Raw genomic sequence first — 14,612 nt, 5'->3', positions numbered from 1 at the left:
ACCTATCGCAGCCTGCGGCAGCGGCTACAGGGTTTGGCGTTGTTTCTGTAGGAGCGGGGCTTACCCGCGATGACGGCCTTCAACCCTCCATCAAACCGGCGGCAAGCGCCATTCGATCGGCGTCTCGCCATTCTGCTCGAGGTATTTGTTGGTCCGGCTGAAATGCCCGCAACCGATAAAGCCGCGGTACGCCGACAGGGGCGACGGGTGTACCGAGGTCAGCACCAGATGCTTGGTGGCATCGATCAGCTTCTGCTTGCTCTGGGCATGGGAACCCCACAGCAGGAACACCAGGTGGGGCTGGTGCTGGCTCACCACTTCGATGATCCGGTCGGTGAAATGCTGCCAGCCCCTGCCCGCGTGGGAAGCGGCGTTGGCCCGCTGTACGGTCATGGTGGTGTTGAGCATCAGCACACCCTGGTCGGCCCAGCTCTGCAGGTAGCCGTGGTTGGGCATGTCGATGTTCAGGTCGCGCTTGAGCTCTTTATAGATGTTCACCAGGGACGGCGGCGCCGGTACGCCGGGCTGTACCGAGAAGCACAGGCCGTGGGCCTGGCCCGGGCCGTGATAAGGGTCCTGGCCGAGGATCACCACCTTGACCTTGTCCAGCGGCGTGGAATTCAGCGCGTTGAAGATCAACGGGCCCGGCGGATAGATCTCCTTGCCGGCGGCATGTTCCTGACGCAGGAACTCGCGCAACTCCGCCATGTAAGGCTGGTCGAATTCGGCACGCAGCGCCTGCTTCCAGCTGGGTTCGAGTTTGATACGGTCGTCATCGGTCATGGTTGCACCCGGTAAAATCAATGGGCGCACCCTAGGAAAGCCCACCACGCTTGTCAATTGATCTGACGCAGAACCGCCACTTTCGCCTATAGCGATCATACTGAACGCTCAAATTCCCGATCGAGGTCACGATGAATCTGCACTTCGAAGAACTCACCGGCACCGATGGCGCACGCATCGCAATTGCCAGCCTGGATGCCGAACAATCCCTCAACGCCTTGTCCCTGCCGATGATCCATCTGTTGAGCGACCGCCTGGAAGCCTGGGCCAAGGACCCGCAGGTGGTCTGTGTGCTGTTGCGCGGCAACGGCGCCAAGGCCTTTTGCGCCGGCGGCGAAGTGCGCAGCCTGGTCCAGGCCTGCCTGGCCCACCCCGGCGAAGTACCGCCGCTGGCCGGGCAGTTCTTCGCCGCGGAATACCGCCTCGACTACCGCCTGCACACCTACCCGAAACCGCTGATCTGCTGGGGCCACGGCTATGTGCTCGGTGGCGGCCTGGGCCTGCTGCAAGGCGCCAGCATTCGTATCGTCACACCGAGCAGCCGCCTGGCGATGCCGGAAATCAGCATCGGCCTGTACCCGGATGTCGGCGCCAGCTGGTTCCTCTCGCGCCTGCCGGGCAAGCTCGGGCTGTTCCTCGGCCTGACCGGCGCGCATATGAACGGTCGCGACGCCATCGACCTGGGCCTGGCCGACCGCTTCCTGCGGGACGACCAGCAGGAAGCGTTGATCGACGGGCTGCTGCAACTCAACTGGCAGGAGCAGACGCCGATGCAGCTCAACAGCCTGCTCAAGGCCCTGCAACAGGAAGCCATGGCGCAGATGCCCGCGGCCCAGTGGCTGCCACGGCGCCAGCAGATCGACGAGTGGCTGGACGTCAGCGACGTACGCTGTGCCTGGCGCGCCATCAGCCAGTTGCACAATCACTCGGATGCCCTGCTCGCGCGGGCGGCGAAAACCCTCGGCGAGGGCTGCCCGCTGACCGCCTGCCTGGTCTGGGAACAGATCCAGCGGGCCCGGCACCTGTCCCTGGCCCAGGTGTTCCAGATGGAATACACCCTGAGCCTGAACTGCTGCCGGCATCCTGAATTCAGCGAAGGGGTGCGGGCGCGCTTGATCGACAAGGACCACAAGCCCCGCTGGCACTGGCCGGACATCAACAGCGTTCCCGCCGCCGTGGTGCAGGCGCATTTCCACAAGGCCTGGGAAGGCCGTCACCCCTTGGCGGATCTGTCGGACTTCTAAAAAAGCCCGCCATGAAAAAAGCGGCGCACCAGGCGCCGCTTGTTCGTTGTGGGCAGATCAGCGGTTGTGATGACGGTCACGACGGTGATCGTCGCGGCCGCGATCGCTCCAGTCTCGACCGCCACGCCGGCCGTCATGGTCGCGGCGGCCGTCATGACGCCGATAGTCGTTGTTCCAGCCCTGGCGGTGGCCATCCCAGCCACGGTTCGGGTAGGCGCGATAAACCGCCCGCGGAGCCGATTGGTAATACCGCGGCTGGTAGTACCGGGGCGCTGGCTGATAGTAGCGAGGCGCAGGTTGGTAATAACGCGGCGCGTAATAGCCGCGGCCGGAAGAATAATAGGAGCCGCCGTAGTAGACCGGCGCCGGCGTCGTATAGACCTCAGAGCGGTAGTAAGTGGAACCTCCGTCGTAGTCGTAATAGGGAACGCAGGCAGAAAGAGCCAAACCCAGGAACGCAGTGAGAAGAATTCGACGATACATGGCGGCCTCCTGGACCGCTGATGGGCCATGCCAGCGACGCTGGCCGGCGGCAGCCAAGGATGTTCTGGCTGACGGAATATCTGACCGCGAAAACCGGGTCTGGTGCGATTTTGGTTACACCTTGATACAAGTCGCCAGGCGAGGATTTTGGATCCGAGAAGGCCCGGTTTTCGCTGGCTGCGGGCCATTGCTGGCGAGCTATCAAATCACGCCGCTACTCGTCGACGCAGCCACTAGAATGCTTGCATCGGGTCACTGCCAGGGAATCGCCCATGCCGCTTAGTTCCCCGCTGTATTCGCAGCGCTGGTTGATCATCACGCTCATCGTGCTGCTGGGTGGCGGTTTTATGGCCACGTCCTTGCTCAGCTATTACGCCTCGCGAACCTCGATCCGCGACAACATCGTCAACACCGAGCTGCCGCTGACTTCCGACACCGTGTATTCGGAGATCCAGAAAGACCTGGTACGACCGATCCTGATTTCTTCGATGATGTCCCGCGATACCTTCATGCGCGACTGGGTGATGGGTGGCGAACGCGATCCCGAGCAGATGACCCGCTACCTCAACGAAGTCATGACCCACTACGGCACCTACACCGCGTTCTTCGTCTCCAACAGCACCCTGACCTACTACCACGCCAAGGGCGTGCTGAAAAAAATCGCCCCTGATACCCCTCCCGACGCCTGGTATTTCCGCGTCCGCGACATCGCCACCCCGTATGAAATCAACGTCGATCCGGACCAGGCCAACCAGAACAACCTGACGTTTTTCATCAACTACAAGGTCTACGACTACCAGGACAATTTCATCGGCGTCGCCGGTGTCGGCCTCAAGGTGGATACGGTGGTCAAGCTGATCGACCGCTACCAGCAGCGTTATCAGCGCAGTGTGTATTTCGTCGATACCCAGGGCCGGATCGTCCTCACCGGGGCCGAAGGCGGTCCGCAGGGCGCGCGGGCCGGCCAATCGCTGTCCGAACTGGAAAACCTGCGCGACCTGCAGGCCAGGCTGCCCAAGCCCCACAGCGGCAGCTACGAGTACAGCGCCCCAGACCAGCGGCACTTCCTCAATGTGCGTTTCATTCCCGAGCTGAATTGGTACCTGTTCGTCGACAAGCACGAGGGCAGCGCCCTGGGCGATATCCGCCGCTCGCTGTACCTCAACCTGCTGATCTGCCTGGTCATCACCCTGATCGTGCTGGCCCTGCTCAACGGCGTGGTCAGGCGCTTCCAGCGCAAGATCGAAACCCAGGCCACCCTCGACAGCCTCACCGGCCTGCACAACCGCCGCGGCTTCGACCTGCTGGCCGCCCAGGCCATGCTCGAAGCCCAGCGCGAGCCCAAGCCGCTGACCGCCCTGCTGCTGGATCTGGATCACTTCAAACGCCTCAACGACACCTACGGCCACCTCGCCGGCGACCAGGTGCTGAGCGGCTTCGCCCGGCACCTGGAAAGCTGCCTGCGCAAATCCGATATCGTTTGCCGTTGGGGCGGCGAAGAGTTCATCGTGCTGCTCAAGGACACCGACAGCGCCACGGCGCTGAAGATTGCCGAGAAAATCCGCCTGCTGATCGAGCAACAGCGCTACGCCTATGAGGGCAAGAACATGCAGCTGACCGTCAGTATCGGCGTGACCACGCTGCAGGCGGACGATACCCTGCACAGCCTGCTGTCGCGCGCCGACCATGCGATGTACCGTGCCAAGCAGACTGGCCGTAACCGAACCTGCGTGGAAATGCCTCACTCCCGTTATGAATGAACCGACCCTGAACAGCCCCAGCCTCTGCCCGGCCTGCGGCGCCCGCAACGACTGCAGCCTGGCCGACCCGCGTACCGCCGACCAGGCCTGCTGGTGCTACAGCGTGAGCATCGATCCGGCGGTGCTCCAGGCGCTGCCGCCGGAGCTGCGCGATCGTGCCTGCCTGTGTCCGCGCTGCGCCCGGGTCGAGGCGCAACTGCAAGCGGCCGCCAGGCCGATCCCGTAAGATGCGCAGCCCTTTGCCAGCCTGCCGATAGCCATGCGCGTTGACCGCTTCCTCAGTAACCTGCCCCGCTTCAATCGTCAGCAGGTGCGCCTGTTGCTGGTGGCAAAGCGCATCCGCATCGACGGCCAGGTGGTCAGCGATCCCCACGCCGAGGTGCGCGAATTCAGCCGGGTCGAGCTCGACGACGAAGTGCTGCAGGCCGGCAAGCCGCCGCGCTATTTCATGCTGCACAAACCCATGGGCTGCGTCAGCGCCACCCGCGATCCCGAACACCGCACCGTGCTCGACCTGCTGGACGAACCGGACAAACACGAGCTGCACATCGCCGGGCGCCTGGACTACAACACCACCGGTTTATTGATCCTCACCAACGACGGCAACTGGTCGCGACGCCTGACCCAGCCGCAGACCAAACTGCCGAAGCGCTATTACGTCGAGACCGAACAGGACATAGGCCCGGAGTACGCCGAGACCTTCGCCCGGGGCCTGTACTTCGCCTTCGAGGACCTCACCACCCTGCCCGCCGAGCTGCAGATCCTGGGCCCCCGGTGCGCGCGGCTGAGCATCGTCGAAGGCCGCTACCACCAGGTCAAACGCATGTTCGGCCATTTCGACAACAAGGTCTTGCGCCTGCACCGCGAACGCATGGGACCGCTGGCCCTCGACGAAAACCTGGCGCCCGGCGAGTACCGGCCGCTGACCGATGAAGAAATCCGCCTGATCTGAGCACCTACAATTTCTGTAGCCGCTGTAAGCCATCGACGATGCGATGACCATTCAGCCGAAAGTTGTCGAACAATTTACCAACGGCACTTGCGAGACGGCGTTCTCCCTGCTTGAATCAGTCCGTCGGCCGAAATGTGACCGATGAGTCACGAACATACTTCTAAGAAATCCTTTGCCGTCCGAGCCGCCTGTGCTCATTCCTGTTGTCCGGCAAATTGCCCGCCTATAACAACACCCGTCGACCATCTGTTGCGGATCGACATGGGCTCAAAAATTCCAGGCGTATGCCTACCTGTCACAAATCTCGTGCACCCTCGGTTGCGCGCATACCCGCTTGCCAGGAGTCTTATGACATGAGGCCAGAAATCGCTGTGCTGGATATACAAGGTCAGTATCGGGTTTACACGGAGTTCTATCGCGCAGATGCCGCAGAAAAGACCATCATTCTGGTCAACGGCTCAATGGCCACCACTGCGTCTTTTGCGCAGACCGTGAAGAACCTGCATCCGCAGTTCAACGTTGTGCTCTACGACCAGCCCTACGCCGGTCGTTCGAAAGCCCACAACAGACACGAGAAAATGCTCACCAAGGAAGTCGAAGGACAGATCCTGCTGGAACTGATCGACCACTTCGCCGCCGAGCATGTGATGTCGTTTTCCTGGGGTGGCGCGCCGACGCTGCTCGCCCTGGCACAGCGCCCGCGACGCATCGAAAAGGCGGTGATCAGCTCGTTCTCGCCAGTGATCAACGAGCCGATGCGCGACTACCTCGAACGCGGTGTCGATTACCTCGGCAGCCTGGACCGCGACCGGGTCGGGCACCTGGTCAACGAGACCATCGGCAAGCACCTGCCGTCGCTGTTCAAGCGCTTCAACTATCGCCACGTCAGCACCCTGGCCGAGCATGAATACGGGCAGATGCACTTCCACATCAGCCATGTCCTCAACAGCGACCGCCAGTGCTACCTGAAAGCGGCGAAGAACATCGACGTACCGGTGCTGTTCATGAACGGCGAATGGGACGAATACACCGCCGCCAATGATGCCCGGCTGTTCGGCAACCATGTCCGGCACTCGACGTTCAGCACCATCCAGGCCGCCGGGCACTTCCTCGACATGGAACACAAGGCCGCCTGCCGGGACAGCCGCAACGCGCTGATGGGGTTTCTCAAACCGACCCAGCACACCAGTCGCCCGCGTTATCACTACCTGCAGGACCACCATGCCCTGGCTATCTGAAGTGGCGTCATCGCGAGCAACTCGTCCCCTGCCGCAGGAGCGAGCTTGCTCGCGATAGACCGCAAGACGGTCTTCGCCCCGTCACCGCGATGACGGCGTAGAAGCGTGCCCGTGCACGTCTCCCGCCGCCTCGCAGACACAGGCCCGGCAAAGAAAAACTTCAAATCCGCGCGCACTTCTGGTACAAAGTCAGCCGCTCCGAGCGGGTGTCGTATAATGGCATTACTCCAGCTTCCCAAGCTGATAACGAGGGTTCGATTCCCTTCACCCGCTCCACTATTTTCAAGGCCTCCAGCGGTATCGAGGTAGCGTCAAGCGAGGCTGGTGACAGTTTCGGTGACAGTTACCCAGAATTCGTGTGTCACGCTTCTGGCCAGCCCCGCCCTACACTTCTCCCCGTTTTATGTTGACCCATGGGAAAAAGGTAATTTGGGTAATTGGATTTTATCAATCCCCCAGAAGCCTTTGAAATCAATGGGTTATTCAATATTCTTAAAGGTAATAATAGGGTAATTTTTTAGTAATTAGATTACCTTTTGATATGGTTAGATCCTGACCCTAACAAACCCTTTAAAATCAGCAGCTTACAAAAAAATTACCTTTTCAATTACCCTAAATTACCTTCTCTGGTAATTGCTCAAAGCCAAGCAGTACAAGGGCTTCAGCCCCTGCCCCGTTACTCATTACCGAAATTACCTTTTCGCCATGCCCTTCCCGAAGATGGCATCCGTCGAGCTATGCTGCATTCATTTTTAGGGGGAAGTAATGAGTACAGAAGACGATCCTTCCATCACGAACGAAAAGCTGGTCGCGGTCCTCAGCAATGCTGTGGCTTACGTTGCAAATGAGGTGGTTGTTCTGGGTCAGTATGAAAGAATCCAGCAAGGACGATTCACGCAGCTATGGCCTGCGGGTGATGACAGTGGGCACTTTGAAAAGCGCATTAATCGCGTCGTAGAGCATTTGGGCGGCCCCCCTGAGCTGTATCTAATACGAACAGGCGAAAGTCCACCCCCTGCTGATGACTACCCGGGGAGCTCGATGCGTGAGGTGTTCGATGTATTCCAGCGCGCACGCAAATCAGTAATACGCGCTCATTTGTTCATGACCGGGTCAACAATGCTGGTCGAGCAACCGGATTTACTGCAAATGCCCGAACATCCGGGCACCGAAGAATTGTTTCAAAAACATGCGCAATCAGCTTTCTGGGAACACGCAGAAGCCGCGTACATTCGCCTCTTTTCGTTTTGGGATCGAATAGGGCAAGTCCTAGATTTCACCTTCTTCAACATACGAAAATTCGACCACAACGGCTTTCATGCTGTCATGGATCGCATCCATGCGAATGTGAGACCGATGAACGATCACCTATGCAATAGCGGCAGTTGGAAGCGCCTGCGCGCGTTCCAGACGTCTAACAAAGACGAAGGTCTTCAGTTTCTTCTTCAGCGACGTAACCTTCTTGTGCATAGCCTCCACCTACATCCGCATAAGGCCGATGACGATGAAATGTTCAAGTCTCAGTTCAATCACCTGGATGAAGCCCATCGCAAAAAACTGCAGCCACGAGAGCCAGCAGCTGAAGCCGCACTTTTAGTTGGTCAGCTCAATAAAGCGTCGACGCTGTTCGATGACGTCCTGGTATTGATTGAATTTTCCCCGTCTCGAAAGTCCAATCGTTGGTGAGCTACTGAAAAACAACAGTATCCCGGAGACGCCTGCCAGCTAAGGGTTGCAGGCGTTTTAACCATCCCAACACCCGGACCATAAAACATCAGAAGTGAGAGCAGTTCGAAATCATAAAAGGCGCCAAAACCTACGTTTTAAAAGTTTTCACCCAATGAACCCGGGCACTCCAGCGCTACCCCTTCCGTGAACGCGCCCTGCATCGCTGTGCAACTGCGCTGCATTTCCTCTCAAAACTTTGCACTCAATGAAATTGGCGATCGCCTGCAGAGCCCCACGGCCCGCCTGGGCTGCAGGTTCGTTTGCACTACATCGGAATTTGCACAAAAAAAGGACGCAAAGCCCGTCGGCGGGAGGGGGATAAGTGTTTTTTCAACAGGTTTTTTTCTCTGCGCTCAGATTTTCCCTGGGCGGCGGCTGCTTCTCCTGGTGCGCAGTTCATCGGGCAGCCGTAGGCACCCTATCGCGCATCTATATACTGGTTGCACGTACAGTGCATTTATCAATAAGGCCCGGTGATGAACTACCCGAGCGTCGAACCAACCCCAAGTAGGACTAGGGCAATTGCCTCGTGGCTGGAGCTACTGCAGGACTCTGTCGCGCTGCTCGATCAGCCTGGCGCGCATCACAAGGAGTTGGTGAGACGGGCCCACGCGTTGCACCAGGCGCGAGTGATCGATGGCCACGACCTGGGCGACCTTCTGGAACAAGCGGACGGTGCGCTGGCCTATGCCATAGAGGCAATGCTTGATCGGCCTGACAGCGAGTAGGGAGTCCTTTCTATGCATATGCTAGTGACCCCTATGCGCGTTAGAGGCAAGGCCCTGACACCCAAGGAGAGGCGCCGCTATCGACCGATAAAAGGCAACGTCCTGGTGAGCTCAGAAAGCGACACGCCAATGGGGCGTGCGGCCAATGTCGCCCGTGTGGCAGGAGTGATGCCTCTCGATATAGAACAGCTTCCGCGACTACTGGATGCCACCCTTGCCGGCATGGTGCCGACAGGCTTTGTATTGAGCGGGATCGAATACATAGACGGTTGCGCCTATGCACAGTCGTGGTGGTGCCGACTGGAATAGTCGTTCGCTGTTGGAATTCAATCGTAACAAGTTCAGTACATTACCCATGCCATCGCTTTGACATAATTGCCGCCACAGGCGCGGCTCAACCCCGCGCCTTCATCATTTGTGTGGGAGTGGGTTGGTGTCAGAAAGGATTGAGGGCTTGTGCGGGAAAATCATGTTCGACGTGGATGCTGTCTACTGCATTTCGTTGAAAGAGCGATCAGATCGGCGCGAGCTGTTCCGGGACTCGGTACAAAGCCTTATCCGAAACCCGGTGGTGTTCCATGTCGTGGAACGGAACGCAGACCCTGTCCGAGGCTGCTATGAGTCGCACCAGGACCTGGCACGGATTGCCCTTGAGCGCGGGCTTGACCGGGTGTTGATCTTTGAAGACGACGTTGCACCGTATGAGCTGAAAGCGCCCCCCATCCGCTGGATCAATAAGTTCATCCGTACTCGGCAATTTGAAGCGCTGCACCTGGGGTACAGCATGGGCAGGACCTGGCTAACCTGGTTCCCCTTTATTGCCCGGGGCCGCGTCGTTGCGCTGCACGCTTATATCCTGTCTCGTGAGGGTTGTCAGATCCTGGCGAACATCCCGTACAACGGCACGCCTGTTGACGTGATTTTCAAGAGGCGGATTAAGCAGCACTGCGCCTTTCCGATGCTGTTCCGCCAGCAGCCGGCAACCCTGGCCGGTAGCGACATCGAGGCCGAAGTGAAAAACGAGGATGAATGGTGGCAGCGCAATTGGGACAAGCACCGGGCTTCACCGGTAAAGAATTTCTGGCGAACTATGTTCAGGCTCAATTTCTGAGGGAGGAAATTGAGCAGGGGCCAAATGGCCCCTGCGAATACAGCGTTAGATTTGATGTAGTATCTTGAACAATCGAATCGACAAATAAATTGCCTCGAATAAGCGGATCATTTCTTCGGGGAAAAACTTGTTGATCAATTTTTTCACAATTAAAGTCCTCGAAAACGGAATGGAAAAGCGTCGTAATTTTTGCGTTCCAAAAACCCCGCTTAAACGAAGCAAATTAAAAGACTAAAAACACAAGAGCTTCTAATCAATCAACTTGGCGATGAATTTAGTGGCTGTTTTACTGCGCACTAAATTTTGCACGGTTGACGGCCTCGCCGCTTAGCCATACCCTTTGAGGTTCTGACGTTCAAAGAGAAACAAAGCGTAGAGCGGTACGCGCAATTTATCATCAGGTTTTCCGAAACGGAACCTCCTGAAGATGTCCGCCAGAAGCCTGCCCCGTGCAGGCTTCGCCGTTTTTGTAGATCCGATAGCCTTCCTCGCAACATCCCGCTCCCGGTCGACTCAGTGTTTACGCGGGCTGCACCAAGACCTTAACCAATAATGTGGGTTAGTTCTGAATAGCTGTAGTTCCGTTTAATGGGACAGTTCTTGCTTAGTATTTCCGACGGACGGCATTTGGCTATCTTTTGATAGCAAGTAGTAACAAGTAGTAGCAAGTAGTAGCTTGTGGAAGTTGGCAAAAGCTTGCAGTTGAGAACCTCTTGGTCCGCACTCTACAAATGAAGCACTGTAATGTTCTCTTTATAGAGTGACTGCTTTCAACTTCGCCAAGAGTGCCGATGTTTGGACAGCTTTGGCTGTGAATGCCGATGCATCACTGGGTGCAGGTGTTGGACCGGGCAAATGCGTGTGCGCAGCCATTTGTGTGTTCATCTGCTCCACCAGATCGATTAAGTCGCACAGCACCTGCAGCACGTTAACCCCTTCTGACCCTATCCAGGTTCTTGGCGCCTGCAGGTGCTGGCTGACGGCCGCCACACTGCTGCGCAGCCCCTGGATTCTCTCTTGCATGTCACCGCCGACGGTGGCGTTATGTTTCTGCCCCACCACCAGATTCAGGTCGCGGCCGGTGGCCTGGTGCAAGTCATCCACGGCCGCCAGGCTTGCGGACCCGCCTGAAAGCAGCTTGAGCGCGCCCAGGGCCTCGATCTTCTTTACGCCGCCCACTGACTCGGTCGAATGGTCGTCGATCGTCTGGGTGTGGCTCTGGAACTGTTCCCGGTTCTCCAGGGCCTCTACCTCGCGCTCGATCGCCTTGTCCTGGATCTTGCCATCGGTCTGGCGTAACCAGTTGCCATCGGCATCGACGCGCTGCTGGCAGGCCTCGCTGTGCTGCCAGACCTGATCACCTTTCGGAACCTGGGGCATGCTCAGGCCGTGCGGCAAGATCGATTGGATGTAGGGCTTGTTCGGCAAGCCGTAGGCGAAGCACACCACCACCCGCGTGTTTTCCTCCGGAAAGGCGTAGATGCCCATTTCCTCGCCGCCGGTGGGCAGCGGCAACGGAACGCCGGACAGAATCGGTATCGCTGGATCTGGTTCGTCGTCCGGGCCCAGGACTTCAATGTCCACGGCATAGCGCGGCCGGAAGTCGTCGCAGATCCCGGCGGCCGCCGGCGCATCGGCCACGGCGATAACCCGGGCGAAGCGCGGCAGGTGATAACCGCCAGTGAGTTCGGGAAATTGCCGCTCTACGCTGCGGCGGATTGCGTCTTCCATCGTATAGCCATCTGGTCATTGGCAAGCGCCATGCTGGTGACGCGCTCGCCGTTGTTGATCGTTGCACCAGGACGCAGCCCAGGAAGGGCTGCAATCATCGCGCTCTGGTTGCCCTGGTAGCCGTCAAACAGCTCCGTAGGGATCTGCAGCGGCGCCCGGGCGCCGAAAAAGCTGTCGGCCCAACTGCCCACGAACACTTCGCCATTTCCCTGTTGCTGCCAGGTGAAGTCGGGAATCCCGAACACCCGGGCCAGGCTGTCCATCGCCTGATAACCGGCGGCCAGGTTGTAGAAGTACGGCGCCTTGATGCTGCTGTACGGTCGATCGGGAACGCGAAAGCGCAGGCCGGTCTGCTCGCTGACCTCGGCCAGCACGGCGCGCAGGTCAACGTGACGCAGGTTCAGCGGCAGTGGGTTGGCCAGCACGGCGGCCAGCTCCCTGCAGAACAACACCTGCTCCACCGCGTTGGCAGCGGTGCAGCGTTCGACGTAGCCGATGAAATGCCGCTGTAGCGTGCGTTCGTTGTAGCCAATATCGAGCGTCACCAGGCCTTTGAGCGGCACTGCGGATTGCACGATGAAGTTGGCCCGGCCGGGGCTGGTGGCGTCCAGTCGGACGTCCTCCTTGACCAGGACGATCGGCGCGCCATTGATGGCCAGTACCTTGTGCAGCTTCACTTCTGCTCACTCCCGCCCAGCCACTTGTCCACACGGCCCAGCACCTTTTCAAACCCACTCAGTGCCTGGTTGTCGCTCGTTTCGTCCTTCCCATCACCGCTACCGCCAACGGTGCTACCCGGGCCGCCTTGGGCGTTGACCTTATTGCTGGCACGCCGGCCTTCGACCTTCTCCGGGTTCGACTCGCGTTCGCTCAGTGTGAATTGCACCAGCCAGGCTTTCAGGGTGTCCGCCTCGCGGGCGCTGACGCCCTCGGAAAACTCCACCTGTCGCACGCCGAAGGCCTCGGCCGTGTCGTTGACGATCCGGTACAGGTGCAGTTGGCCACCGCCGGCCGTGGCTTCGGCCAGGCGCATCAGGTCGGTCAATTGCACCCTGTCCACAAAGGGGATCATCAGCGAGACGGCCAGGGTCTTAGGCTTGAAGCCCTTGTGGGCCTTGTCGGTGTTGCTGGTCTGGCCTGACATGTCGCCGCTTTCAATGCGTAGGTTCGCGGTGACCTTGAGGTTCTTCCCCTGGACTTTTTGCCCGTCGAGCAGCAGCGTCATAGGCCCACCAACTCCTGTACGAAACTCAAGCCTTCCTTGGTGCCGACCAGCAGCAGGCCCGCGCATTGCACCCATTCATGGCCCGGGGCGTCACCGGCCAGCAGTTGGCGGCGCAACTCGCTGGTGTTGCCCGGGCCGATCAAGCGCGCCCGCATACTGGCATCAGGGGTTCCCCCGGCCAGCAAGGCTTTCAGGTCGGCCAGCTGCTGATCGCGGCCCTGCTGCTGGGTGCTCTTGCGTGCAGCCAGCGCGGCCAGGTCGCCGAGCGGCGAGCTGTCGGCGGTGTAGCCCTCCAGCACGGCCAACTGGCCCGCCATGGATTGCTTGGCGGCCTTGATTACCGTGCAGCGTTCCAGCGGCAACGCCTGCCAGCGCGGCAGCGGCCCGGCGACGGGGATCTCCCACTTGTCGCTCTCCAGCTTCACCAGGTGCTGGGCCCGGCGCTCGGTTCGCACCAGGTCAGGCAGCGGCAGCAAGGTGTTGAACCGCGACAAGCTGCTGGCCAACTGCTCCAGGCGCGTGCCCAGGAACAGGATCGACAGCGCATATTGTTCCCCGGCCGGGCGCCCGGTATCGCTGAAGTCCTCCAACTTTTTGGCCAGGTGTTCCAGGACGTTCGGCGCTGACAGGAAACGCTGGTAGCCCGTGCCGTGACCAATGCCGCTCTGAAACGGCGTCACCACCAGGCACGCCGGCACCTGGCCCAGCTGTTCGGCCAGCGCTGCTCGACCTGCAGCGATCGCGCCCTTGGCCGCGTCACCGACGGGCCCTGGGCTGGTGCTGGCCAAGCCTTCCAGGCCGGCCAGGCGCTGGGTCGTGCTGACCAGCTCGCCGCCGGCCAGATCCTTGGCCGCTGTCAGGCCGCCCATCCATTGTGTGGCCTGCTCTGGCCAGCGCATGGTTACCGACGCCCAGGTCATACCGATGGCGCCCAGGTGATGGCCTGCATGGTCTTGAGGTCTTTTCTCTCCAGGGCCGCGGCCAACGCCTGCTTGAGCGCTTCGGCATGCTGCAAGGCAGCCTGGCGGAACCTGGCCAGGTCCTGGCCAACCTCCTGCAGCTGTGCGGCGGTATGCAGGCGAAAGGTTTTCACCTGGTGCTCGTCGTAGCACGGATATTCCGTATCGATCTGCGCCAGGATCAGCCCCGTCAGGTTCAATTGGTCCTCCAGTTCGCTGGCATAGCGGAACGACCAACCCAGCGCATCGGAGGAAAAACCGCCCTGAATGTAGCTGCTGCAGTCGGCCCCGATCGCCGCCAGCTTCTCCTGGTACAACGCCGAGAGAATGGCCGCTTCGTCATCCACCCACTTTCCGCCCTTCCAGATTTGGTTCGGGCCCGGCTGTTTCAGGGTGTAGCCGCTGGGCATCGGCCGCATACCGTCCAGTATTAGGGGCTCGCCGGTAGTGATGCTGTAAACCGTCGCGTTCTCGAAGTAGTCGAGCAACTGCCATTTTTTGCCGGTCCAGTGCGCAACTTTGTGTTCCGGAGTCTCCGGTGGGGGGACGGTTACACACCCGCCCGGAATGAGAAGTTCCCCAGGCTCAAGCGGGTTCGGATCGGCTTCAACGGGGCCAACGTAGAGGCCGCGGGGGTCGGTCTGGTAGACAGTTTTCGTCAACATGGCAG

General features: G+C 59.6%; 16 protein-coding genes and 1 tRNA gene. 10 read left to right on the top strand and 7 right to left on the bottom strand.

The features are described 5' to 3' along the window. Window positions 1–90 precede the first annotated feature (90 nt). Complete coding sequence (ung, locus tag PVZ80_RS23645) at window positions 91–783, bottom strand: uracil-DNA glycosylase (protein ID WP_009047478.1); 693 nt, start codon at window positions 781–783, stop codon at window positions 91–93. 131 nt (window positions 784–914) lie between these two features. On the opposite strand from ung, the gene PVZ80_RS23640 reads away from it, so the two are divergent. After that, on the top strand, window positions 915–2,027 hold the full coding sequence (locus PVZ80_RS23640; protein ID WP_038630829.1) for an enoyl-CoA hydratase/isomerase family protein: 1,113 nt from the start codon (window positions 915–917) through the stop codon (window positions 2,025–2,027). A 57-nt stretch (window positions 2,028–2,084) separates the two neighbouring features. On the opposite strand, the gene PVZ80_RS23635 is transcribed toward PVZ80_RS23640, so the two are convergent. After that, window positions 2,085–2,510 carry a hypothetical protein gene (locus PVZ80_RS23635; protein WP_081001216.1) on the bottom strand — a complete coding sequence of 142 codons (426 nt, stop codon included), beginning with the start codon at window positions 2,508–2,510 and terminating at the stop codon, window positions 2,085–2,087. Window positions 2,511–2,782: 272 nt separating this feature from the next. Here PVZ80_RS23635 and PVZ80_RS23630 point away from each other — a divergent pair, with 272 nt between their 5' ends. The 9 genes from PVZ80_RS23630 (at window position 2,783) to PVZ80_RS23590 (ending at window position 10,027) form a co-directional block, all read left to right on the top strand. Further along, on the top strand, window positions 2,783–4,270 hold the full coding sequence (locus PVZ80_RS23630; RefSeq protein WP_273864651.1) for a sensor domain-containing diguanylate cyclase: 1,488 nt from the start codon (window positions 2,783–2,785) through the stop codon (window positions 4,268–4,270). Window positions 4,271–4,277: 7 nt separating this feature from the next. Further along, complete coding sequence (locus tag PVZ80_RS23625) at window positions 4,278–4,496, top strand: cysteine-rich CWC family protein (protein ID WP_029526103.1); 219 nt, start codon at window positions 4,278–4,280, stop codon at window positions 4,494–4,496. A 33-nt stretch (window positions 4,497–4,529) separates the two neighbouring features. Next, window positions 4,530–5,222 carry a pseudouridine synthase gene (locus PVZ80_RS23620; protein ID WP_009047473.1) on the top strand — a complete coding sequence of 231 codons (693 nt, stop codon included), beginning with the start codon at window positions 4,530–4,532 and terminating at the stop codon, window positions 5,220–5,222. A 353-nt stretch (window positions 5,223–5,575) separates the two neighbouring features. Next, window positions 5,576–6,460 (top strand): alpha/beta fold hydrolase, encoded by an 885-nt coding sequence (locus PVZ80_RS23615; RefSeq protein WP_009047472.1) that lies wholly within the window; start codon window positions 5,576–5,578, stop codon window positions 6,458–6,460. A 202-nt stretch (window positions 6,461–6,662) separates the two neighbouring features. After that, a tRNA-Gly gene (locus PVZ80_RS23610) sits at window positions 6,663–6,736 on the top strand. Between the two features lie 489 nt (window positions 6,737–7,225). Then, window positions 7,226–8,146, top strand: coding sequence for a hypothetical protein (locus PVZ80_RS23605; RefSeq protein WP_273864650.1), 921 nt, complete (start codon window positions 7,226–7,228; stop codon window positions 8,144–8,146). Window positions 8,147–8,664: 518 nt separating this feature from the next. Further along, window positions 8,665–8,916 carry a hypothetical protein gene (locus PVZ80_RS23600; protein ID WP_273864649.1) on the top strand — a complete coding sequence of 84 codons (252 nt, stop codon included), beginning with the start codon at window positions 8,665–8,667 and terminating at the stop codon, window positions 8,914–8,916. Between the two features lie 12 nt (window positions 8,917–8,928). Continuing rightward, window positions 8,929–9,225, top strand: coding sequence for a hypothetical protein (locus tag PVZ80_RS23595; protein WP_273864648.1), 297 nt, complete (start codon window positions 8,929–8,931; stop codon window positions 9,223–9,225). 160 nt (window positions 9,226–9,385) lie between these two features. Beyond that, the gene (locus PVZ80_RS23590) at window positions 9,386–10,027 is read left to right on the top strand and encodes a hypothetical protein (protein ID WP_273864647.1); all 642 of its coding nucleotides are present in this window, start codon (window positions 9,386–9,388) and stop codon (window positions 10,025–10,027) included. A gap of 753 nt (window positions 10,028–10,780) precedes the next feature. Here the strand turns inward: PVZ80_RS23590 and PVZ80_RS23585 are convergent. Genes PVZ80_RS23585 through PVZ80_RS23565 form a run of 5 tightly spaced genes read right to left on the bottom strand, consistent with a single transcriptional unit; the run spans window position 10,781 to window position 14,607 of the window. Next, window positions 10,781–11,758, bottom strand: coding sequence for a hypothetical protein (locus PVZ80_RS23585; protein WP_273864646.1), 978 nt, complete (start codon window positions 11,756–11,758; stop codon window positions 10,781–10,783). Beyond that, the gene (locus PVZ80_RS23580; protein WP_273864645.1) at window positions 11,731–12,435 is read right to left on the bottom strand and encodes a hypothetical protein; all 705 of its coding nucleotides are present in this window, start codon (window positions 12,433–12,435) and stop codon (window positions 11,731–11,733) included. Before PVZ80_RS23580 ends, PVZ80_RS23585 begins: the two co-directional genes overlap by 28 nt. Continuing rightward, window positions 12,432–12,983 (bottom strand): baseplate complex protein, encoded by a 552-nt coding sequence (locus PVZ80_RS23575; protein WP_273864644.1) that lies wholly within the window; start codon window positions 12,981–12,983, stop codon window positions 12,432–12,434. Before PVZ80_RS23575 ends, PVZ80_RS23580 begins: the two co-directional genes overlap by 4 nt. Next, complete coding sequence (locus PVZ80_RS23570) at window positions 12,980–13,903, bottom strand: hypothetical protein (RefSeq protein WP_273864643.1); 924 nt, start codon at window positions 13,901–13,903, stop codon at window positions 12,980–12,982. The genes PVZ80_RS23575 and PVZ80_RS23570 overlap by 4 nt, the downstream gene beginning before the upstream one ends. Then, window positions 13,900–14,607: a DUF4376 domain-containing protein gene (locus PVZ80_RS23565; protein ID WP_273864642.1), complete on the bottom strand. Its 708-nt coding sequence runs from the start codon at window positions 14,605–14,607 to the stop codon at window positions 13,900–13,902. The genes PVZ80_RS23570 and PVZ80_RS23565 overlap by 4 nt, the downstream gene beginning before the upstream one ends. Between the last annotated feature and the right edge of the window lie 5 nt (window positions 14,608–14,612).

The sequence above is a fragment of the Pseudomonas sp. B3G-3 genome (assembly GCF_028640915.1).
Taxonomy (GTDB): Bacteria; Pseudomonadota; Gammaproteobacteria; order Pseudomonadales; family Pseudomonadaceae; genus Aquipseudomonas; species Aquipseudomonas chlororaphis_I.
This window is presented reverse-complemented; position numbering and strand designations above follow the sequence as displayed.